At 64.0% G+C, this 19,464-nt stretch carries 19 protein-coding genes and 1 pseudogene; 11 read left to right on the forward strand and 9 right to left on the reverse strand.

What is annotated here, in order from left to right; genetic code table 11:
• Positions 1 to 66: 66 nt before the first annotated feature.
• From ABIB06_RS33840 to ABIB06_RS33850, 3 genes are read right to left on the reverse strand one after another with little or no spacing between them, the layout of a single operon-like run.
• Positions 67 to 1,080, reverse strand: coding sequence for a S1C family serine protease (locus tag ABIB06_RS33840; RefSeq protein ID WP_354052356.1), 1,014 nt, complete (start codon positions 1,078 to 1,080; stop codon positions 67 to 69).
• A 60-nt stretch (positions 1,081 to 1,140) separates the two neighbouring features.
• The gene (locus tag ABIB06_RS33845; RefSeq protein WP_354052357.1) at positions 1,141 to 1,590 is read right to left on the reverse strand and encodes a gluconate 2-dehydrogenase subunit 3 family protein; all 450 of its coding nucleotides are present in this window, start codon (positions 1,588 to 1,590) and stop codon (positions 1,141 to 1,143) included.
• 7 nt (positions 1,591 to 1,597) lie between these two features.
• The gene (locus ABIB06_RS33850) at positions 1,598 to 3,196 is read right to left on the reverse strand and encodes a GMC family oxidoreductase (RefSeq protein WP_354069922.1); all 1,599 of its coding nucleotides are present in this window, start codon (positions 3,194 to 3,196) and stop codon (positions 1,598 to 1,600) included.
• Between the two features lie 198 nt (positions 3,197 to 3,394).
• Between ABIB06_RS33850 and ABIB06_RS33855 the strand changes: the two genes are divergently transcribed.
• Complete coding sequence (locus tag ABIB06_RS33855; RefSeq protein ID WP_354052359.1) at positions 3,395 to 4,183, forward strand: thermonuclease family protein; 789 nt, start codon at positions 3,395 to 3,397, stop codon at positions 4,181 to 4,183.
• Positions 4,184 to 4,402: 219 nt separating this feature from the next.
• Here the strand turns inward: ABIB06_RS33855 and cyoD are convergent, their stop codons facing one another.
• The 4 genes from cyoD to ABIB06_RS33875 are packed head-to-tail and all read right to left on the reverse strand — an operon-like array spanning position 4,403 to position 8,253.
• Positions 4,403 to 4,792: a cytochrome o ubiquinol oxidase subunit IV gene (gene cyoD / locus ABIB06_RS33860; RefSeq protein WP_247348214.1), complete on the reverse strand. Its 390-nt coding sequence runs from the start codon at positions 4,790 to 4,792 to the stop codon at positions 4,403 to 4,405.
• Positions 4,789 to 5,430, reverse strand: a complete 642-nt coding sequence (locus ABIB06_RS33865; RefSeq protein WP_354052361.1) for a cytochrome (ubi)quinol oxidase subunit III — start codon at positions 5,428 to 5,430, stop codon at positions 4,789 to 4,791. The genes cyoD and ABIB06_RS33865 overlap by 4 nt, the downstream gene beginning before the upstream one ends.
• The gene (gene cyoB / locus ABIB06_RS33870; RefSeq protein WP_354069918.1) at positions 5,430 to 7,430 is read right to left on the reverse strand and encodes a cytochrome o ubiquinol oxidase subunit I; all 2,001 of its coding nucleotides are present in this window, start codon (positions 7,428 to 7,430) and stop codon (positions 5,430 to 5,432) included. The genes ABIB06_RS33865 and cyoB overlap by 1 nt, the downstream gene beginning before the upstream one ends.
• Positions 7,420 to 8,253 carry a cytochrome ubiquinol oxidase subunit II family protein gene (locus ABIB06_RS33875; RefSeq protein WP_247441204.1) on the reverse strand — a complete coding sequence of 278 codons (834 nt, stop codon included), beginning with the start codon at positions 8,251 to 8,253 and terminating at the stop codon, positions 7,420 to 7,422. The genes cyoB and ABIB06_RS33875 overlap by 11 nt, the downstream gene beginning before the upstream one ends.
• 234 nt (positions 8,254 to 8,487) lie before the next feature.
• Here ABIB06_RS33875 and ABIB06_RS33880 point away from each other — a divergent pair, with 234 nt between their 5' ends.
• Genes ABIB06_RS33880 through ABIB06_RS33890 form a run of 3 tightly spaced genes read left to right on the forward strand, consistent with a single transcriptional unit; the run spans position 8,488 to position 10,671 of the window.
• Entirely contained in the window at positions 8,488 to 9,300 is an 813-nt protein-coding gene (locus tag ABIB06_RS33880) for an SDR family NAD(P)-dependent oxidoreductase (RefSeq protein WP_354052365.1), read from the forward strand.
• Positions 9,301 to 9,314: 14 nt separating this feature from the next.
• The gene (locus ABIB06_RS33885; protein WP_354052366.1) at positions 9,315 to 9,869 is read left to right on the forward strand and encodes a carboxymuconolactone decarboxylase family protein; all 555 of its coding nucleotides are present in this window, start codon (positions 9,315 to 9,317) and stop codon (positions 9,867 to 9,869) included.
• Between the two features lies 1 nt (position 9,870).
• Positions 9,871 to 10,671 (forward strand): SDR family NAD(P)-dependent oxidoreductase, encoded by an 801-nt coding sequence (locus tag ABIB06_RS33890; RefSeq protein ID WP_354052368.1) that lies wholly within the window; start codon positions 9,871 to 9,873, stop codon positions 10,669 to 10,671.
• Between the two features lie 52 nt (positions 10,672 to 10,723).
• On the opposite strand, the gene ABIB06_RS33895 is transcribed toward ABIB06_RS33890, so the two are convergent.
• Positions 10,724 to 12,064, reverse strand: a complete 1,341-nt coding sequence (locus ABIB06_RS33895) for a PQQ-dependent sugar dehydrogenase (RefSeq protein ID WP_354052369.1) — start codon at positions 12,062 to 12,064, stop codon at positions 10,724 to 10,726.
• Between the two features lie 235 nt (positions 12,065 to 12,299).
• Between ABIB06_RS33895 and ABIB06_RS33900 the strand changes: the two genes are divergently transcribed.
• Entirely contained in the window at positions 12,300 to 13,490 is a 1,191-nt protein-coding gene (locus tag ABIB06_RS33900; RefSeq protein WP_354069915.1) for a urate hydroxylase PuuD, read from the forward strand.
• Positions 13,491 to 13,637: 147 nt separating this feature from the next.
• Positions 13,638 to 14,495: a VOC family protein gene (locus ABIB06_RS33905; protein WP_247348195.1), complete on the forward strand. Its 858-nt coding sequence runs from the start codon at positions 13,638 to 13,640 to the stop codon at positions 14,493 to 14,495.
• 179 nt (positions 14,496 to 14,674) lie between these two features.
• Here ABIB06_RS33905 and ABIB06_RS33910 read toward each other — a convergent pair whose 3' ends face one another.
• Positions 14,675 to 15,709 carry a L,D-transpeptidase family protein gene (locus ABIB06_RS33910; RefSeq protein ID WP_247441192.1) on the reverse strand — a complete coding sequence of 345 codons (1,035 nt, stop codon included), beginning with the start codon at positions 15,707 to 15,709 and terminating at the stop codon, positions 14,675 to 14,677.
• A gap of 189 nt (positions 15,710 to 15,898) precedes the next feature.
• Between ABIB06_RS33910 and ABIB06_RS33915 the strand changes: the two genes are divergently transcribed.
• The 5 genes and pseudogenes from ABIB06_RS33915 to ABIB06_RS33935 all read left to right on the forward strand — a co-directional run.
• Complete coding sequence (locus ABIB06_RS33915) at positions 15,899 to 16,855, forward strand: lytic transglycosylase domain-containing protein (protein ID WP_247441191.1); 957 nt, start codon at positions 15,899 to 15,901, stop codon at positions 16,853 to 16,855.
• A 63-nt stretch (positions 16,856 to 16,918) separates the two neighbouring features.
• Positions 16,919 to 17,380 (forward strand): NUDIX hydrolase, encoded by a 462-nt coding sequence (locus ABIB06_RS33920; RefSeq protein WP_247441189.1) that lies wholly within the window; start codon positions 16,919 to 16,921, stop codon positions 17,378 to 17,380.
• A gap of 479 nt (positions 17,381 to 17,859) precedes the next feature.
• Positions 17,860 to 18,498 (forward strand): hypothetical protein, encoded by a 639-nt coding sequence (locus tag ABIB06_RS33925; protein WP_247441187.1) that lies wholly within the window; start codon positions 17,860 to 17,862, stop codon positions 18,496 to 18,498.
• Positions 18,483 to 18,776, forward strand: coding sequence for an HGGxSTG domain-containing protein (locus tag ABIB06_RS33930; protein ID WP_354052374.1), 294 nt, complete (start codon positions 18,483 to 18,485; stop codon positions 18,774 to 18,776). The genes ABIB06_RS33925 and ABIB06_RS33930 overlap by 16 nt, the downstream gene beginning before the upstream one ends.
• A gap of 117 nt (positions 18,777 to 18,893) precedes the next feature.
• Positions 18,894 to 19,250, forward strand: a pseudogene (locus ABIB06_RS33935) (type II toxin-antitoxin system HipA family toxin); the annotation flags it as partial.
• Between the last annotated feature and the right edge of the window lie 214 nt (positions 19,251 to 19,464).

Below are 19,464 nucleotides of genomic sequence, written 5' to 3' on the forward strand. Positions count from 1 at the left end.
CATCGGGCCGCGCTTCGCGCAGACCCGTTGGCTCGCAATGATGGACAACCTCCTGAAAGACCACAGCTAGCGGGCCGGCTTGCGCTCGACCGGGTCGATGTCGATCGCCCGCAGCCGGCCGAGCCGCAGCACGTCCATGGCCAGCCGCCGGCCGATCCGGTCGCGGTCGAGCACGCGGATCAGGTCGTCGACGCCATTGATCCCGACGCCGTCGAGGCTGATCACGACATCGCCGGACAACAGGCCCGCCTTCGCCGCCGGCCCGTCCGGCTCGATCTGCGCCAGCAACGCGCCCATCTTGTTCTCGACGCCGGCCAGCACCGCGTGCCGCCGCGGGATCGGCGCGGTCTGCCCGGCGACGCCGATATAGGCGCGGCGGACATAGCCGTGGCGGATGATCTCCGACAGCACGAATTGCGCGGTGTTGCTGGCGACCGCGAAGCAGATGCCTTGCGCGCCATTTATGATGGCGGTGTTGATGCCGATCACCTCGGCATTCGACGACACCAGCGGCCCGCCGGAATTGCCGGGATTGAGCGCGGCATCGGTCTGGATCACGTCCTCGATGGTGCGGCCGCTGACCGAGCGGATCGAGCGCCCGAGCGCGGAGACCACGCCGGCGGTGACGGTCGACTCGAATCCGAGCGGATTGCCGATCGCGATCACGAGCTGGCCGCGCTTCAGGTTCTGGGAGTTGCCGAGCGCGGCATAGGGCAAGTCACGCACGCCGTTGGCGCGCAGCAGCGCGAGGTCGGTATCGGGGTCGACACCGAGCACGCGGGCCTCGCCGACATTACCCTCGACGTCCCGCAGCCGGATCTCCTTCGACGAGCCGACCACATGGCTATTGGTGAGCACGAGCCCGTCCGGCGAGATCACGATGCCGGAGCCGAGCCCGCCGCGCTCGCGGCCGTTCGGCACTTTCGGCCCGGTTTCGACGCGCACCACCGCAGGGCCGACGCGATCGGTCACGTCGATCACGGCATTGGAATAGGCGTCCAGCAGGACCCGGTCATTGTCCGGGGCAGCCGCTGTCGCTCGCGATGCGTCATCGACGATGTCTGAGGTAAAATCCAACATGGCAAGAGTCCTTGAGGGTCACACAGATGGTGGCCTGTTCCCTCCAGCGCAAGTGGCCGCTTAGGGCACCCGCCGCAGCGTGCCCGCCCTTGCCTTGACCGGGTCGAGCAGGGACCAGTCGCCATCCGGGAGCACGTAACCCTTGGGGAACGGCGCGCGCAGCTCGAGCCCTAGCGAGTGCAGCACACGGTCGTCGCGGTAGTAGCATTGCAGCACCACGCGGACGAGCGTCACCGCGGCCGCGCCGCCGGAATTGCGAAACTCCTGCACCACCAGATCGCGCTTTGCCGCATCGAGCTCGGCGAACGGTTGGCCCGCAAGCCGCGCCAGATGGTCGAGCGCCGCCGCCACCAATCTGCTGTCACGGCCAAGCGTCGCCAGCATGTCGGCCTGGATCGCGGGATCATCGGCGCCGGGCACCTTGTACGCGTCGCTGGCGGGAACGATCATCGCGGCGATGGTGCGAAGGTCGTCGCGTTGGGCGCGTGTCAGTTGATTTTCTGCGGACATATCATTCTCAATCGAACAAATTGGCGAGGCGTTGCTTCATCTGGTCGGCGACGTAGAGCGCGATGGCCTGGATGGTGGAGGTCGGGTTGACGCCGCCCGAGGTGACGAAGACGCTGCCATCGACGATGAAGAGGTTCTTCACGTCGTGCGAGCGGCCCCATTCGTTGACGACGGAGCGTTCGGGGTCGGTGCCCATGCGTGCCGTGCCCAGCAGGTGCCAGCCGCCCCACGGGATCGGCGAGTTGACGCAGATGTCGCTCGCCCCCGCCGTTTCGAGAATCTCCCGGCCGCGCGCCAGCGCATGCTCCATCATCTTCCGGCTGTTCTCGCTGATCGTGTAGTCGATCTTCGGCGCGGGAATGCCGTGGCTGTCCTTCAAGACCGGATCGAGCGTGACCTGGTTATGCTCCTCCGGCAGGTCCTCGCAAATCGCGGAAAATCCGAGGCGGTGGCCGTTGAGCTTGCGGAAGATGCGGTGATGATCGGCGCCCCACGGCAGAATGCCCTTCTGCTCGCTGACGACAGCCTCGAACACCGGCCCCGCGCCGCGCACGAACTGGACGCCATAGCCGCGCACGAACCCGCGCGAGAGGTCCGTGTCATACCACTCCTTGCTCCACAGGCAGGTCGGCGGCGCGCGGTTGCTATCGGTCGGCTCCTTCACGTAGCCGTAGATCTGCGCATAGGGATGGAACATCAGGTTCTTGCCGACCAAGCCGGACGAATTGGCAAGCCCGTTCGGAAAGCGGTTCGATGCCGAGTTCAGCAGCAGCCGCGGCGTGCCGACGCCGTTACAGGCGATGATGACGACATGCGCCGGCTGGAACTGCTCGACGCTATCCTTGTCGTAGTAGACCACGCCCGTGGCCATGCCGTTCTCGTCGGTGGTGATCTCGCGCACCCGGCAATGGGTGCGCAGCTCGACACCGGCGCGGACCGCGTGCGGCCAATAGGTGATGTCGGTCGAGGATTTTGCGCCTTGCGCGCAGGCCGGCGTGCAATGGCCGAGATTGATGCAGCGCGCGCGGCCCTCATAGTCCATGGTCGCGACCGTCGTGTCCGACGGCCACCAGTGCCAGCCGCGCTCGTTCATGGCCTTGCCGATGATGGCGCCGGACAGGCCGAGCGGCTGTTGCGGCATCGGCGGATGCGTCAGCGGCGAGAGCGGATCGCCCGACAGGCCTGACGTCCCCATCATCCGGTCATTCTCTTCGAAGAACGGGGTCAGCGCGTCGTAGTCGATCGGCCAGTCGTCGGCGACGCCGTCGAGCGTCTTGACCTTGAAATCGGAGGGATGCAGCCGCGGCCAATGCGCGGTGTACATCACCGTCGAGCCGCCGACCGCATTGTAGTTGACGACCTTGATCGGCGAATTGTCGTCGTTGATCGGATAGTCCTCGGGCCGGCCGCGGATGTTGGGGCTCGACGACCACTCGCCGTAGAACTTGGCCTCCCAGTCCCGGCCCGTGCTGGGATATTCCGCCGGGTTCATCCAGCCACCCTGCTCCAGGCAGAGAATGTGCATTTTGGTCTCGGCCAGCGACCATGCCACCGCCGCGCCTGAAGCGCCGGCACCGATGATCAGGACGTCCACGGGGTCTTTCATCGCAACCTTTTCCCTCCCTCGCCGCTTCACGGGCGATTCGGCCTCCGCGGTCCGCGAGGCCGGGCAACGATAGGATCAGAGCTACGGCTGAGTAAAGCCGCGGGGCCGGAATGTCGCACTTCGCAGGGCGCAGACCATTGGTATCGCCACATCCGGATGCTAGGAACAAGGCGAAAGACCAATCGATAGCGAGACCGTATGTCCTTCGAGAATTCATTTTCCGCCGCTCGCGCTTTCGCGCTGGTTTTCTTTCTCGCTTTGTCCGGATTTCTGGGCACCTCCGGCCCCGCCTCTGCACTGACCGCCGCCGCGACGGTCCGCGACGGCAACGCCATCCAGCTCGGCGACGTCACCTACCGCCTCGACGGCGTCGACGCGCCCGAGCTGGACCAGGTCTGTATCGACGATCACGCCGATCCCTGGACCTGCGGCATCGAGGCCCGCGACCAGCTCGCGAAGCTGATCGGCAAACGATCCGTGCGTTGCGACGATGTCGGCCCCGAAAAAAGCTTCGGCAAGCGGCACCGCGCGATCTGCACGGCCGAGGGCGACAAGACCAGCTTGAACGAGCAGTTAGTCAAGCTCGGCTTTGCCATCGCGCGCGAGCCGATCAAGGCGAACGTCAAGTCGGCCGCAGCCGACGCGAAATCGGCCTCGGCCGGCATCTGGAAGGGCTGCTTTGTTGCACCGCAAGAATTCCGCGCTGGCAAGAAGGACGGCGCGCTCCTGGGTGCCGCCTGCCGCGCCGACCGCGACAAGGAGATTCGCACGGCGTTGTTTCCCGAGGATCTGAACATGCCGCCGAGCTGTAGCATTAAGGGTAAGCTTGCGGTGCGCGCGCGCGTCACCGGCAATATCGGCATCTATCATTTGCGGGGTTGCCCGAGTTACCCCGCGACCACCAAGCCGGATCGCTGGTTCTGCTCGGAGGACGACGCCCAGGCCGCGGGCTTCCGCAAGGCCTATAATTGCCGCCGGCCGAAATGAGGAAGCCCATCACGCAGCCGTGAGCGGTAGCCGGAGACAGTATTCATCCGGAATTGAACTCTATCGGGAGTTGCTGCATTTAAATGTGTACGCAAGCGCTTTGCGCGAGCGTTTCCTTGGCGGCAATCCGGTTCCGGCCCGATTGCTTTGCTCGGGCGTTTCCTCCCTAGACTTGGGCCGCTTGTCACAACAAGCGGCTCTTCTTTTTTGCACAATGCGCTAACGGCGCATTGGCATGATCTGATCCATCGGCGGCATGTTCGCATTCAGATGCGCCATGATCCAGACGGTGCCACCGACCACCAGGAAGACCACCAGCAGCCCGAACGCCAGCGCCAGCACGTTATTGGTGTTGTCGGGGCCGGTGGTGATGTGCAGGAAGAACACCAGATGCACGCCCATCTGCGCGATCGCCAGCACGATCAGCGCAACGGGAATGGAAGGCTGCCAGACCAGATCGGTGCCGGCGATGAAGAACGACGTCGCCGTCAGCAGCAGCGCAAGCACAAGGCCGACCACGTAACCAAGGATGCGTGCGCCGACACTGTGTTGCTCTTCCTCGCCCGGCGCGAGGTCGCGTTCGGTCCGCACATGCGCCTGATCGCTCATACGCCACTCCCAAGCAAGTAGACCACGGAGAACACCCCGACCCAGACGATGTCGAGCGCATGCCAGAACAGCGCAAAGCACATCATCCGGCGCAGGACGTCTGCGCGAAAGCCCTTGGCGAAGACCTGGGCCATCATGGTCAGCAGCCACAGCACGCCAGCCGAGACGTGCAGACCGTGGCATCCCACCAGCGAGAAGAACGCTGTGAGGAAGGCGCTTCGCGACGGCCCATAGCCGCGGGAGACGAGATCGGCGAATTCGCGGAACTCAATGGTGAGGAACACCACTCCGAGCCCGCAAGTCACGGCCATGCCGAGGTAGAACCAGAACCGGTTGCGCACATCGGCCGCGATACTGGCCATGCCGCACGTAAAACTCGACAGCAGCAGGCAGACAGTCTCGATCGCCACATTCCGCTGGTCGAATATCTCCGAACCTTTCGGGCCGCCGGCGGTCTGGCCGGCCAGCACCGCATAGGCCGCAAAGAAGCAGGAGAACATCACGATGTCGGAGAGCAGGAAGACCCAGAAGCCATAGGCGGTCACGATGCGCTTCGGCGCCGGCCCGGGATGCTCGATGACGAGCCCGATGTGATGGGGATCGGCGTGCGCACGGCCGGCCGTCGCGGTCATTGACATCAGACTGTCCCCGCCATGCTGACAAGGCTGCGCCGCTCCTCGAGATTGACGCGGTCTATCGCGGCGACTTCGTCGGCCGGAATGACGTATTCGTCATGGTCGCGCCAGGCGAACACGACGAAGGTCGCGAACGCCCCGATGCCGCCCAAAATCACCATCCACCAGATGTGCCAGATCAGTGCAAAGCCCATGATGGTGGCAAAGAACGCACAGACGAAACCGGTCGGGGAATTCCGGGGCATCTCGATATCACGATACTCGGGCAATTCATGCTCGAGCGATTGCTGCTGGGCGCGGCTCTTCATGTCCCAGTAGGCATCCTCGCCGCGCACATCTGGATTGAAAGCGAAGTTGAAAACCGGTGGCGGCGACGAGGTCGCCCATTCCAGCGAGCGGCCGTCCCAGGGATCGCCGGTGCGATCGCGCAAGGCATCGCGGTTGCGGATGCTGACCACTATCTGCACGATCTGGCAGATCACCCCGATTGTCAGCACGGCCATGCCGGCGGCCGCCACGAACATCCACGGCCGCCATGCCGCGACATCATAGTGCTGCATCCGCCGCGTCATGCCGAGCATGCCGGCGACATAGAGCGGCACGAAGGTGACGTAGAAGCCGAGGAACGTGAACCAGAACGCCAGCTTGCCCCAGCGGTCGTCAAGGCGGAAGCCGAACGCCTTTGGAAACCAGTATTCGAACCCGGCGAAGGCACCGAACAGCACACCGCCGATGATGACGTTGTGGAAGTGTGCAACCAGGAACATGCTGTTGTGGAGCATGAAATCGGCCGGCGGCACCGCGACCAGCACGCCGGTCAGTCCGCCGATGATGAAGGTGACCATGAAGCCTATCGACCACAGCATCGGCGTCTCGAAGCGGATGCGGCCGCCATACATCGTGAACAACCAATTGTAGATCTTCACCCCGGTCGGTATCGCGATGATCATGCTGGCGATGCCGAAGATGGCGTTGACGTCGGGACCTGCGCCCATCGTGAAGAAGTGATGCAGCCAGACCATGAAGGAAATGATGCAGATCGCCATGGTCGCCAGCACCATCGAGCGATAGCCGAACAGGGCCTTGCCGGAGAAGGTCGAGACCACCTCGGAGAAGATGCCGAAGGCCGGCAGCACGAGGATATAGACTTCCGGATGGCCCCAGGCCCAGATCAGGTTCATGAACATCATGACGTTGCCGCCGGCTTCGTTGGTGAAGAAGTGGAAGCCGAGATAGCGATCGAGCAGCAGCATCGCCAGCGTCGCAGTGAGGATCGGGAATGCCGCGACGATGAGGAGGTTCGAGGCCAGCGTGGTCCAGCAGAACATCGGCATGCGCAGATAGTTCATGCCCTTGGTGCGCAGCTTCAGCACCGTTGTCACGAGGTTGATACCGGCCACCAGCGTGCCGACGCCGGAGATCTGCAGCGACCAGGCGTAATAGTCGACGCCGACGCCCGGCGAGTAGGACAATTCCGACAGCGGCGGAAAGGCGAGCCAGCCGGTACGCGCGAATTCGCCGATCACGAGCGAGAGATTGACCAGCAGCGCGCCGGTCGCGGTCAGCCAGAAGCCGACTGAATTGAGCGTCGGGAAAGCGACGTCGCGCACGCCAAGCTGCAGCGGCACGATCAGGTTCATCAGCCCGATCACGAACGGCATCGCCACGAAGAAGATCATGATGGTGCCGTGCGCGGAGAATATCTGGTTGTAATGCTCCGGCGGCAGATAACCCTGCGATTGATAGGCGACCGCTTGCTGGATCCGCATCATGATGGCGTCGCTGCCGCCACGCAGCAGCATCACCGAGGCCAGCAGGATGTACATGACGCCGATCCGCTTGTGGTCGACGCTGGTGATCCACTCGTGCCAGAGATAGGGCAGATGCCCCTTCACCACGACCCAGATCAGCACCGCGAGAATCCCGAACAGCACGACTGCGCCCGCAATCAGCGGAATGGGTTGGTCGAACGGAATCGCCGACCAGTCGAGCTTACCGAGCATCATGGCCTCCACTGTGCGGACGGCCGGCATCGGAGATCAGCTCTGGCCCCGGTCCTGGCGGAATGTGCTGGCTCGCGATCAGATCGAACAGCCTGGGATCGTCGAGCCGGTAGGTCGGCCTGCCCTTTTCGATGCCCTGCTGCATCAGCTTCTTGTAACTCTCTTCGTTGAGCACGGCATCGCTCTTCGCCGTCGCCGCCACCCAGTCCGGAAAGGCGAGCGGCGAGATCACGTTGACGTCGAACATCATGTCCGGAAAACCGTCGCCGGAGAAATGTGCCGACAGGCCCTGCAGCTTGCCTTCGCTGTCGGCGCGCAGGTTCAGCTTCGTCACCATGCCGTTCATGGTGTAGATCATGCTGCCGAGCTGCGGGATGAAGAACGTGTTCATCACGCTCGACGACGTCAGCTGAAAGTTCAGCTCGGCGCCGGCCGGCACCGTCAGCGTGTTGACGGTGGCGATGCGCTGGTCGGGATAAATGAACAGCCATTTCCAGTCGAGCGAGACGGCCTGAATGCGGACCGGGCTGCCAGTGCCGGGCACGGGTGCTGCGGGATCGAGCTGGTGCGAGCCGATCCAGGCGACGCCGCCGAGCAGGATCACGGTGAGCGCGGGGATCGCCCACACCACCATCTCGACGCGCCCGGAATAGACGAAGTCCGGCTGAAAGTGCGCCCTCGGATTGGAGGCGCGAAACCAGAACGCAAAGCCGAGGATCGCGATGATGGTCGGCACCACGATCGCGAGCATGATGAAGACGGAATCGACCAGGATCGTGCTGTTGGCCGCAGCCACAGGTCCTTGTGGATCGAGCAGATTCATCGGCAAGCCACTGGCGGTTGGGAAGCCCCGGGACAGAGCCTAGCGCGGGAAAGGCTCCGGCAGCAAACGCAGTCGCGGGAAAACGGTTCCTCAGCCGCAAGGACCAGCCCTGCTCAATGCGCCGGCCGCGACATGCAATTCCATGCGATGTCAATGACATGAATGCAGGAGGAGCGCCCTTCTCTCCGGCGGGGACGATTGCTAATCTGCACGAAAATAATTGGGAAGAACGACATGCGGGGCCCCGAGGACGATGCCGGTTTCGGCGGCAAGGTAGCGATGGTCAGCGGAGGCGGCGCTGCGGGCGACGGTATCGGCAATGGCCGTGCTGCCGCAATCCTGCTGGCACGCGCGGGCGCCAAGGTGCTGGTGGCGGACCGCAACCTCAAGCTCGCCGAGCGCACCGTGGAGATGATCTCAGCCGAGGGCGGCACTGCCGCAGCCCATGGCGGCGATGTCACCAGCGAGGGCGATTGCAAGGCACTGGTCGAAGCGGCGCTCGATCGCTGGGGCCGGCTCGATTTTCTCGACAACAATGTCGGCATCGGCAGCCGGGGCAGCGTGGTCGACGAGACGCCCGAGCAATATCGCCGCGTCATGCAGGTCAATGTCGAGAGCATGTTCCTGCTCTCGAAGCATGCGATCCCCGCCATGATCAAGACCGCCAGGGGCGGCGCGATCGTCAACATCTCCTCGATCTCGGCGCTGCGGCCGCGCGGGCTCACGACCTACACGACATCAAAGGCCGCGATCATCGGGCTGACCCGCGCGATGGCGGTCGATCATGGCCGCGACAACATCCGCGTCAACTGCATTTGCCCGGGACCGATGTACACGCCGATGGTCTATGCCCGCGGCATGAGCGAGCAGGCGCGCGCGCAGCGCGCCATGGCCTCACTGCTGAAGACCGAAGGCACCGGCTGGGACGTCGGCCATGCCGTCAAGTTCCTGCTCAGCAATTTCGCGCGCTACATCACCGGCCAGGTGCTGGTGGTCGACGGCGGCGTGACGCTCCAAGCCCCCGAACGTGGATCACAAGAGCACTGAAAGGAACACCAGGGATGGCCCGCCTGCCCTATCTCGAAGCCGACCAGGTCGCGCCTGATTATCGCGACATGCTCAAGCGCAACACCAATCTGCACAAGCTGTTGGTCAACTCGCCGGAGATGGCGCGCGCCTTCAACGGCATCGGCGGCTACATCCGCTTCAAGAGCAAGCTCGACCCGCGCCTGCGGGAGCTTGCGATCCTCCAGGTCGGCTGGATGGAGAAGTCGGAATACGAATTCACCCATCACGTGAAGATCGGCAAGGAATTCGGCGTCACCGACGAGGACATCGCCGGCCTGATGGCCGAGACCAACGGAAAGGCCTCGAAGCTCGAGCCGCTCGCCAAGGCGATCCTGAAAGGCGCCCGCGAGATGGTACGCGAGCTCGCGATGTCGGATGCGACCTTTGCCGAGATCAAGCAGCATCTCTCGGACGAACACATGGTCGACCTCGTGCTGACCATCGCTTTCTATTGCGGCGTCGTGCGCGTGCTCGCCACCATGAAGATCGACAACGAGCCTTATTACAAAGAGGTACTCCAGCAGTACCCGATCCCCGGAGTGAACTGACATGCGCTTGAAGGACAAGATTGCGATCGTGGTCGGGGCCGGGCAAAGCCCCGGCGAGGGAATGGGCAACGGCCGCGCCACCGCGCTCACCTTCGCGCGCGAGGGCGCCAAGGTGCTTTGCGTCGATCATCATCTGGAATCGGCGCAGGAAACCGCTGCCCTGATCGCCGCGCAGCAAGGCACCGCCGCAGCCTTCAAGGCCGACGTGACCAAGTCCGCCGACATCAAGGCGATGGTCGCGGACGCGCATTCGCGCTGGGGCCGCATCGACGTGCTGCACAACAATGTCGGCGTCAGCCTGTCCGGCGGCGATGCCGAGTTGCTGCAAATCACCGAGGAGGCATTCGACCGCGTTGTCGCCATCAATCTGAAGAGCTGCATTCTGGCGGCGAAAGAGGTGATCCCGATCATGCGCGCGCAGAACAGCGGCGCGATCATCAACATCTCCTCGATGGCGGCGATCACGACCTATCCGTACGTCGCCTACAAGGCGACGAAGTCGGCAATGATCGCCTTCACCGAACAGCTCGCCTACCAGAACGCCGAATACGGCATCCGCGCCAACGTCATCCTGCCGGGCCTGATGAACACGCCGATGGCCGTCGACACCCGCGCCCGCGAATGGCACAAGACCCGCGCCGAAGTCGAAGCCGAGCGCGACAGCAAGGTGCCGCTCCGCCGGAAGATGGGCACGGGATGGGACGTCGCCAATGCCGCGCTGTTCTTGGCATCGGACGAGGCGAACTTCATTACGGGCGTGACGCTGCCGGTGGATGGCGGCGCGAGTGTGCGCAGGGGGTAGACATCCCAAGCACGCTGCTGTCCCTTCTGCCCTTGTGGGAGAGGGTACACCTTCATCGCGGCACGCTTGTCACCCGCCAGATCGTGCCATTGCCGTCCTCCGACACCAGCAACGATCCATCCTTCGCCACGGCGACACCGACCGGCCGCCCCCACACGTCGGTGTCATTCACCACGAACCCCGTGACGAAATCCTCGTACTCGCCCGTCGGCTTGCCATCCTTCATCCAGATGCGGATCACCTTGTAGCCGGTGCGCTTCGACCGGTTCCAGGAGCCGTGCTCGGCGGCGAAGGCATCGCCTTGGTACTCGGATGGAAACTGCGTGCCCTGATAGAAGGTCATGCCGAGCGAGGCCGAGTGCGGCTGCACCAGCACATCAGGCACGGTAACCTTGTCCTTGAGGTCCGGCCGCGCGCCGGCATGGCGCGGGTCTTCATTGCCGCCGACATAGAACCACGGCCAGCCATAGAAGGCGCCTTCCTTCACGCTGGTGACGTAGTCAGGGACGAGGTCGTCACCGAGCCCGTCGCGCTCGTTGGTCGAGCACCAGGGCAGCCCGGTCTGCGGCTGGACCGCCAGGCCGACGCAGTTGCGGATGCCGGTGGCGTAGATCTTCCGCTCCTTACCATCGGGATTGAAGGCGAGCACGGTGGCGCGCTCGGTCTCGCTCGCCCACGCGGCGCCGAGCGGCTGCGTTTTCGACCACGCTTCCAATCCGCGCGGCGGCGTACCCATGCCTTCGGCGACGTTGCTGAGCGAGCCGACCGAGACCAGCATGCGCTTGTTGTCAGGCGTGAAGACGATGTCGCGGGTGGAATGGCCGCCGTCATGCGGCAGGCTCGCCACGATCGTCTCCGCCTTGCCGCGCGCCTTGAGGTCACCGGCTTGATAGGGAATGCGGACGACGCTGTCAGTGTTAGCGACATAGACCCATTGCGGATTGTCGCCGCCCGGGAAGAAGGCGATGCCGAACGGCTGCCGCAGTCCGCTCGCGAACACGTCGTTGGTCGCGACCTTGCCGCCCTCACCGGCGCGCAACACGCGGATGTTGCCGGCGCGCGTCTCCGCGACGAAGACATCGCCGTTCGGCGCAACCCTGATGATGCGCGGGGCACGCAGGCCCCCGGTGAACAGCTCGATCTTGAATCCGGCCGGCACCTGAAGCGTAGCCTCCGGCGGCCGCGGCACCACACGCGAGAAGCTCGCAACCGACCGCGTGGCGCCGGGCCTCACCAGGTCCTGCGGCCGGATCAATCTGACCGTGCCGGGCTTGTCGGCCTGCCAATCGCCGTAGGCCTCCTTGCCCTGCAGCACCGCCTCGGCCTGTGCGGAGGTCGCGATCGCGACCAGCCACCCCGCGGATACCGCCACCAACGAAATCCTGTTCTTCACGTCGTTTCCTCCCGGCCTTCACGTGTGGGGCGTCAACGCCGATCGACCCGCAAACGTTCTGCGACAGGTCAAACGCCTGCCGAATTCCACGTCAACTCATGCCCGCACGATGTGCATCAGCCGCAACCCATCGTACTGGAAAATGCCGCCGAACGGTGCGACACATTGTATGGGCGGGGCCGCCGGTTGCGGTCATCAAAGCTGCGGCATTGGTGTCGTATCTGTTGGGGTGATCATGTGGGGATCCATCATATCGGAATGGGCGAGCCTGCTGCTCCGCGGGCTGCACGTGGTCGCGGCGATCGCGTGGATCGGCAGTTCCTTCTATTTCATCGCCCTCGACCTCAGCCTCAAGCCCAACAGCGATCTGCCGGACGGTGTGCAGGGCGAGGCCTGGCAGGTCCATGGCGGCGGCTTCTACCGGATCATGAAATATCTGGTTGCACCCGCCCGGATGCCAGGCGAGCTGACCTGGTTCAAATGGGAGGCCTACACCACCTGGCTGTCCGGCTTCGCGCTGATGGTGGTGGTGTATTATCTCGAAGCCGATCTGTTCCTGGTCGACAAGTCGATCCTCGACCTCACGCCATTCCAGGCCGGGCTGTTCAGCTTTTGCAGCCTCGCGCTGGCATGGCTGCTGTATGAAGCCGCCTGCCGCACCGGGCTTGCGCAGCGCGAGCTCCCGTTCGCCATCGGCGGCTATCTGTTCCTGGTCGCGTTGACCTATGCCTTCACCCACGTGCTGAGCGGCCGCGGCGCCTTCAACCAGATCGGCGCGATCATCGGCACCATCATGGTCGCCAACGTCTTCGCGCTGATCATCCCGAACCAGAAGAAGATCGTCGCCAGCCTGATCGCGGGACAAGCACCCGATCCAAAGCTGGGCAAGACCAGCAAGGAGCGCTCGGTCCACAACAATTATCTGACGCTGCCTGTCGTCGTGCTGATGATCAGCAGCCACTATCCCCTGCTCTACGCCACGCGCTTCAACTGGATCATCGTCGCGATCATCCTGGCGCTCGGCCCGGTGATCCGCCACTTCTTCAACGAGGGTCATGCCGGACGCAAATCGCCATGGTGGGTCTGGGGCGTCGCAGCGGTCGGCGTGATCGCGATCCTCTTCCTCTCCGCGGCCGGGCCGCGCGAGGCCAGGACAAGCGCGCTGCCGGTGCAACCGACCCTCGCCAATGTCGAGGAGATCGTGATGTCCCGCTGCAGCATGTGCCACGCAACCGAGCCTGTCTGGGACGGCATCGTGACCGCGCCGAAAGGCATATTGCTCGATGCGCCCGAACATATCCATCGCAACATCCGCCTGATCGGCCGCGTCGCGGCCTGGTCCAATGCGATGCCGCCGGGTAACATCACCGAAATGACCAGCGAGGAGCGCGCCATCCTCGCCGCCTATATCGAGCAGGCTCGCTGACGCCATCGCGCGTCGAGAGAGCATTTCGCGGAATGAAATTCCGCCTTTGCCGCCGATTTGAAAATGACTTGACCGCCTATCCGGCGTAGACAGGCACCAGTGGCCGCCGCCGCGGCCTGAAGTCAGTTTGCATTCGGGGAAAGAACAGTGGCCCTCAAGAACGTCATCGGTATCGACCACGCCGTGGTCATGGTTCAGGACCTCGACAAGGCCGCCGAGAATTACAAGCAGCTCGGCTTCACCCTCTCGCCGCGCGGCACCCACAGCGCGCATATGGGAACCGGCAACTACACCATCATGTTCGACCCGGACTATATGGAGCTGCTCGGCGTGCTCGCCGCGACCGAGCACAACGCGCCCGCGCGCGCCTTCCTCGACAAGCGGGGTGAGGGCATCGAGCGCATCGCCTTCACCGCGGTCGATTCCGCCGCCGGCGCGGAGGAGATCCGCGCACGCGGCCTGGAGCCGATCGGCCCGACCGATTTCGAACGGCCCGTGACGCTGCCTGATGGCACGGTCTCGGCGGCGAAATTCCGCACCTTCATGTGGCCGACCGCGGAGGCGCCCGGCGGCGTGCGTATCTTCGCTTGCCAGCACAAGACCCGGGACACGGTGTGGATTCCCGAATTGATGAAGCACGCCAATGCGGCGAAGCGGATCAAGCAGACGCTGATCGCGACGCCCGAGCCCGCGAAGGAAGCCGCGCATTTGGGGCGGCTGATCGACCGCGCGCCGAAGACCGGGGACGACGGCGCAGTGACCGTGCCATCCGGCGGCGACCGTGCCGATTTCGTCTATCTGACGCTGGACCAGCTCGGCAAGCGCTATCCCGGTGTGCCGCTCGCGGGACTTTCCGGACGCGGCGGCGCGGCCCTGGTGCTTGTGAGCGGCGATCTCGCGGCCACCGAGAAGGCGCTCGGTTCGGCAGCTGTGCGCAGCGGACCTGCGATCTGCGTACCGCCGGCCAAGGCCAACGGCACCCTGCTCGCCTTCGTTGCCGGCTGATTTGAACGGCACGCTCGCCGACTGCGTTCGCGAGCTCATGGGCAAGCCCATCAAGGGGCATCTCGCTCTACGACATCATGACGAGACCGCAAACAGCGTTCGACCCGACGGCGCTGTCGCCCGGCGATGCCGCCGAGATCGCGCTGCGTCAGGACTTTCCCAAGAACTAGTTTCAAGGATCAGTTCGAGGCGCGCCTGCCGCCGGACTTCCCCCGCTGCTTGGACGCCGACTCCGTCGGCGCATCCAGGAAGACCACCGGTGTGCCACGCTTGACGTGGTCACCGAGCGCGCGCACGTCCCAATTGGTCAGCCTGACGCAGCCGTGCGACGCCGACTTGCTGACCTTGTCGGGCTCCGCTGTGCCGTGGATGCCGTAACCCTGCGCCGACAAGCCGATCCAATATGCCCCCACCGGATTGTTCGGGCCCGGTTGGACATCGAACGGCTGTTTCGATTTGACGCTGCTGAACTTGTAGTCAGGATTGTAGTGATAGGTCGGCTTCTCGTCGGTGCTGGTGACCTTGAGCGTACCCTGCGGCGTCGGACGGTCCGGACTGCCGATTGTCGCGGGATAGAATGCGAGCAGGCGGCCGGCCCCGTCGAACGCCCTTAGCGTGCTGTTGCTCTTGTCGATCTCGATCCGCGCAACGGGTGGCAGCTCTCTTCGTGCAGGGACATTTGCGACAGTGATCGTCTCGCCGGCCTTGTCGAACGACTTGCCGGAATTGAGCGTCCGAAGCAGGTCGCCGCTCATGTGGAATTTTTCGGCGAGCCCCTCGAGCGGGCTGGTGTAGCTCAGCGCCTTCAGCGCCTTCATGTCCTCGAGCTTGCCTGGCAGCTCTTTCAGGAACGGCCCCTTCACATCGGCGTCGGTGATCTTGTAGTCGACAATCATCGGACCTTCGCTCGCCGCGCTCAGCCTGTCCCAAAGCTCCGGCGCGATCGTCTTGTCGGATGCGATACCGCTCTGCTCGGAAAATGCCTTCAACGCCTTCTGGGCGTTCTCGCCGAACTTGCCGTCGATTTCGCCGGGCGAGAACTGCGCACGGTCCAGCAAGATTTGAAGCTTCACAACGGACGCGTTGATCTTGTCGGTAGCCGGCTGTTTCGCAGGACGCGCAGCATCGTTCACCGCCGCTGCATCGAGATGCCCTGCAAGCGCCGGACAGATCACCGACAGCGAAATCGCCGCGCCAATAATCCACCGCATCATGTCGCCCGTCCCAATATGTCCGCAAAACGGCGGAGAGTTTCCCGGCGGGAACACCGTAGTAGCACCGGCGGAACCGACGAGACCGCAGCTTTGCCGCAATCACACGGTTAAGAACTCCTTGTCGTCTAAGAACTCCTTATCGTCGGCGCGCCGCCGGCCGTTCACCCACAGCTCGAGGTTGTCCACGCAATGCGATTTGTCGTCGCGGCCTGCGCCGCGTTTATGATTCTGATGTGCGACCTCGATCCGGCGTCCCGCCAGACATCAGCTTTCGAACGCGCTGTTCTTGAAAACACGCAAGCCTCGTCACTTGTTCCGGTGGTTGAACTGTTCCTCGCAAGCGTGCAGGCCCTCGAGTTCGCCAATGCACGTGCGGCCCATGAGGAGACACCCGAGCCGCTTGCGAACGAGCCTGTCACGCAGGCGCCGGTTTCGCGGACGGAACGATTCTGCCACGCGCTTCGTGGAGCAGCCGAGGCCAGCGGCATTCCGGTGCCATTCTTCGCCCGCCTGATCTGGCAGGAGAGCCGCTTCAGGTCCAACGAGGTCAGCCAGGCCGGCGCACAGGGCGTCGCTCAATTCATGCCGGAAACAGCGGCGGAGGTCGGGTTAGATGATCCCTTCGATCCGATGAAGGCGCTGCCGGCATCCGCAAAATTCCTGCGCAAGCTGCGCGACGATTTCGGCAATCTCGGCCTGGCCGCGGCCGCCTACAACGCGGGTCCCGGCCGGATCCAGAAATGGCTCGCCAAGGAGAGCGAGCTGCCGCGCGAGACGCGAGACTATGTCCGCATCATCACGGGCACCAAGGCCGAGGACTGGACCGAACGCACGGAGGCCCTTGCGATCCGGATCGACCTGCCACGAGAAGCCCCCTGCGAGGGCATCGGCAGCCTGTCCAAGACGAAAGACGTCGCCTGGGTTCCGGTCAACCTGACGCCCTCGGCCGCCACTATCATTCGCAAGGCCGAGGAACTGGCCGCCCGGTTGAATACCAGCCGTGCACGCAAGCGGATCGCAACCCTGCTCCGGAAGAACGCCTCGACTCACCTCAAGAGGCGCAGCATGATTGAAGCGCGCGCGGCCGGAAAGAGCGCGAAAACCCGAGCCATCCGTCTCGCCGCCCGCGAACGATCTGCCGGCTGATGCACAAATCCGCAAGCCGCTCGATGGAGCGGCTTCCGTTGGTTCGCCTGCAGGGAATCAGCCATGCCGTCGACCAGTGCCGGGATCCTCGCATATCGAAAGCGGCGGGAAGTCGAGGTTCTCCTTGTTCATCCCGGAGGGCCGTTCTGGCGCAACAAGGACATCGGTGCATGGTCAATCCCGAAGGGTGAGCATACGGACAGGGAAGATCCGGAAGCTGCAGCGCGGCGGGAGTTTACCGAAGAGCTCGGCTTCGCATTGTCCATGCCGCTGATCTCGCTTGGGCAGGTCAAGCAGCGCGGCGGCAAGGTCGTCACCGCGTTCGCTGCCGAATTCGACATCGACGTGCGCAGCATTCGCAGCAACATCTTCGAGATGGAATGGCCGCCACGTAGCGGCAAACGACAGACCTTCCCCGAGGTCGACCGTGCCGAATGGTTCACGCTCGAAGCAGCGCACAAGAAGATCAACGCGGGACAGCGGCCGCTGCTCGAGCGGTTAGCTCAGATGGCCGGCATCGGATAGGGATCGGCCACTCCGGCATTTCGCGCAAACTGCGCACCCGACGGTCAGCACGTCAGGCAGCGATGGCAGCCGCTCGGCTGATGACACCGCGAGCGCGCGCAGCCTGCCGGCCTTCACCAACGGCAGGCGATCATGCCGTTGGCGCCGGCGCGGCGGCACGTCAGGGCAGCATCGAAACAAAAACCGCGAAAACAACCCCATGCACAGTAGCCGGTCCTTGTCAGAACAAGGACTTGCACGGACAAGAACTTGCACTGACAGGGATTGCGCAGCAGGCAAAGCCGTTTGACTCGTCGGGCAAAACACCGGCATGATGGCATCATCGCAACAATCGCCAGCGTCACACCGCCCGACCACGGGGGGCCTAGCGGCGATTGCGCGTAAGCCCTTCATCAACATCTCCAAAATCGCCCAGGCGCGCAGCAAGCGAGCGATTGATTTCGCGCGCCATGAGCCCGCGCCGGCAAAGGACACAGCACATGACGACATCTGCGAAACGCCACAGCACGCTGCCGGTTGCGGCAAACGATCTCAGCGGCCTTGCCGCCAACCCGCGGATCAAACTCTACAAGCGGCGGATTGTGATCCACCATACCGACCCGCAAGCCGGCGAACGCCTGCTCGCCGAGGCGCTCGGCGCCGCCGACCGCGACGCGCTACATGGTCTGCTGAGGCAATTGGTGAAGGCCAGCGCGATCGGACGAGAGCCCGATGAAGCCAATCTCGCCTTCATGATCTCGATGGTGAAGAGCATCGCACCGAAGGATTCGATCGAAGCCATGCTCGCAGTGCAGATGGTGTCCGTTCACACGGCGGCGATGCGCTCAGCCTGCCGCCTCGCCTGCAGCGGCGACGTCCAGCAGCAGGAAAGCATCACACGCGCATTGACCCGGCTGACCCGCACCTTCGCAAGCCAGATCGAGGCACTCAGCCGCCACCGCAACAACGGCGAGCGCGCGATCACGGTCCGGAATTTGTCGGTGCAGGACGGCGGCAGAGCGATCGTGGGCAACGTTACCCAACACGCGAGCATGATCGTCGCGGAGCCGGGCGCTGCGACAGATGCAGGACCGGTCCCGCCGCGCGAGGCCGAATCCGGACAATGCGCCAGCGCATGAGCTGCAATCACATCCGCAACACGAGCGCGATGACGACGAGCCCGCGCTGTGGCGCCGAGACGCGCAGCGGCACCACCTGCCGCGCACCGGCAGTGCAAGGCAAGGCCCGCTGCCGCATGCACGGCGGCGCACGGAGGTCTGGCGCGCCGAGGGGAAATCAGAACGCGCGGACGCACGGCGCATTCACGCAGGATGGGATTGCGGAACGACGGGCGATTCGGGCGTTGCTGGGCGAGACAGAGAAGCTGCTGGTCGAGATGAAGTCAGTGCCTGACTGAGGGATCAGCCGGCTGAGGCCAAAACTCGGGCATCCATGGTCCATTAATGGACCATATAGGCCCAAATGATCCATTTATGGATCATTGCGTTGACGCGAAGACAGCACGGACGATCACGCCCGGAACCACGCGGCGTTCTGGAATGGAAAAGAACTCTCGCTGACGCCCGCTTACGACATCTGCCCGCAGGTCAGGACCGGCGGAGAGGCCAGCCAGGCGATGTTCATCACCGGCGAGCGACGCACGAGCCAGATCACCGTGTGCCTTCAGGCCGCACCGCTCTTCCTTCTCGGACTCGATGAGGCGACCAAGCTCATCGCGGGACAGATCAAGGCGATCAAGAGGTTCTGGAAAGAAATATGCGACACGGCAGCGCTCTCGGAAGTCGACCGCAATTTCCTGTGGCGGCGGCAATTCCTCAACCCGTTCGCGTTCGCCGATGCTCCGGAGGCGCTGGTTGAACTCCTTGAATGAAGGCCGGCAGGCGTCGCCGCCGTTGTGACTCCCTGCCACTGGCCTCACTAAGCGTATCGCAGCACGTCCTTGGCCGGCGCACGAATTGCGGTGACCGCGGCACGAAATCGACCGTCCAACGCTGGACTGCACCCCTGGAATGAGACACGGTAATTGCGGTGACAGCGCGGTTGCCATGATGCGTTATCGTGCCTTGTTTTGCGCGAAGGCGGTT

This window comes from Bradyrhizobium sp. LB8.2 (genome assembly GCF_040548035.1).
In the GTDB taxonomy this organism is placed as follows: domain Bacteria; phylum Pseudomonadota; class Alphaproteobacteria; order Rhizobiales; family Xanthobacteraceae; genus Bradyrhizobium.

What these genes read in the sequence shown, in the direction of transcription:
- ABIB06_RS33840 (WP_354052356.1), bottom strand. Translation starts at nt 1,080, where the DNA reads ATGTTGGATTTTACCTCAGACATCGTCGATGACGCATCGCGAGCGACA.
- ABIB06_RS33845 (WP_354052357.1), bottom strand. Translation starts at nt 1,590, where the DNA reads ATGTCCGCAGAAAATCAACTGACACGCGCCCAACGCGACGACCTTCGC.
- ABIB06_RS33850 (WP_354069922.1), bottom strand. Translation starts at nt 3,196, where the DNA reads ATGAAAGACCCCGTGGACGTCCTGATCATCGGTGCCGGCGCTTCAGGC.
- ABIB06_RS33855 (WP_354052359.1), top strand. Translation starts at nt 3,395, where the DNA reads ATGTCCTTCGAGAATTCATTTTCCGCCGCTCGCGCTTTCGCGCTGGTT.
- cyoD (WP_247348214.1), bottom strand. Translation starts at nt 4,792, where the DNA reads ATGAGCGATCAGGCGCATGTGCGGACCGAACGCGACCTCGCGCCGGGC.
- ABIB06_RS33865 (WP_354052361.1), bottom strand. Translation starts at nt 5,430, where the DNA reads ATGTCAATGACCGCGACGGCCGGCCGTGCGCACGCCGATCCCCATCAC.
- cyoB (WP_354069918.1), bottom strand. Translation starts at nt 7,430, where the DNA reads ATGCTCGGTAAGCTCGACTGGTCGGCGATTCCGTTCGACCAACCCATT.
- ABIB06_RS33875 (WP_247441204.1), bottom strand. Translation starts at nt 8,253, where the DNA reads ATGAATCTGCTCGATCCACAAGGACCTGTGGCTGCGGCCAACAGCACG.
- ABIB06_RS33880 (WP_354052365.1), top strand. Translation starts at nt 8,488, where the DNA reads ATGCGGGGCCCCGAGGACGATGCCGGTTTCGGCGGCAAGGTAGCGATG.
- ABIB06_RS33885 (WP_354052366.1), top strand. Translation starts at nt 9,315, where the DNA reads ATGGCCCGCCTGCCCTATCTCGAAGCCGACCAGGTCGCGCCTGATTAT.
- ABIB06_RS33890 (WP_354052368.1), top strand. Translation starts at nt 9,871, where the DNA reads ATGCGCTTGAAGGACAAGATTGCGATCGTGGTCGGGGCCGGGCAAAGC.
- ABIB06_RS33900 (WP_354069915.1), top strand. Translation starts at nt 12,300, where the DNA reads ATGTGGGGATCCATCATATCGGAATGGGCGAGCCTGCTGCTCCGCGGG.
- ABIB06_RS33910 (WP_247441192.1), bottom strand. Translation starts at nt 15,709, where the DNA reads ATGATGCGGTGGATTATTGGCGCGGCGATTTCGCTGTCGGTGATCTGT.
- ABIB06_RS33915 (WP_247441191.1), top strand. Translation starts at nt 15,899, where the DNA reads ATGCGATTTGTCGTCGCGGCCTGCGCCGCGTTTATGATTCTGATGTGC.
- ABIB06_RS33920 (WP_247441189.1), top strand. Translation starts at nt 16,919, where the DNA reads ATGCCGTCGACCAGTGCCGGGATCCTCGCATATCGAAAGCGGCGGGAA.
- ABIB06_RS33925 (WP_247441187.1), top strand. Translation starts at nt 17,860, where the DNA reads ATGACGACATCTGCGAAACGCCACAGCACGCTGCCGGTTGCGGCAAAC.
- ABIB06_RS33930 (WP_354052374.1), top strand. Translation starts at nt 18,483, where the DNA reads ATGCGCCAGCGCATGAGCTGCAATCACATCCGCAACACGAGCGCGATG.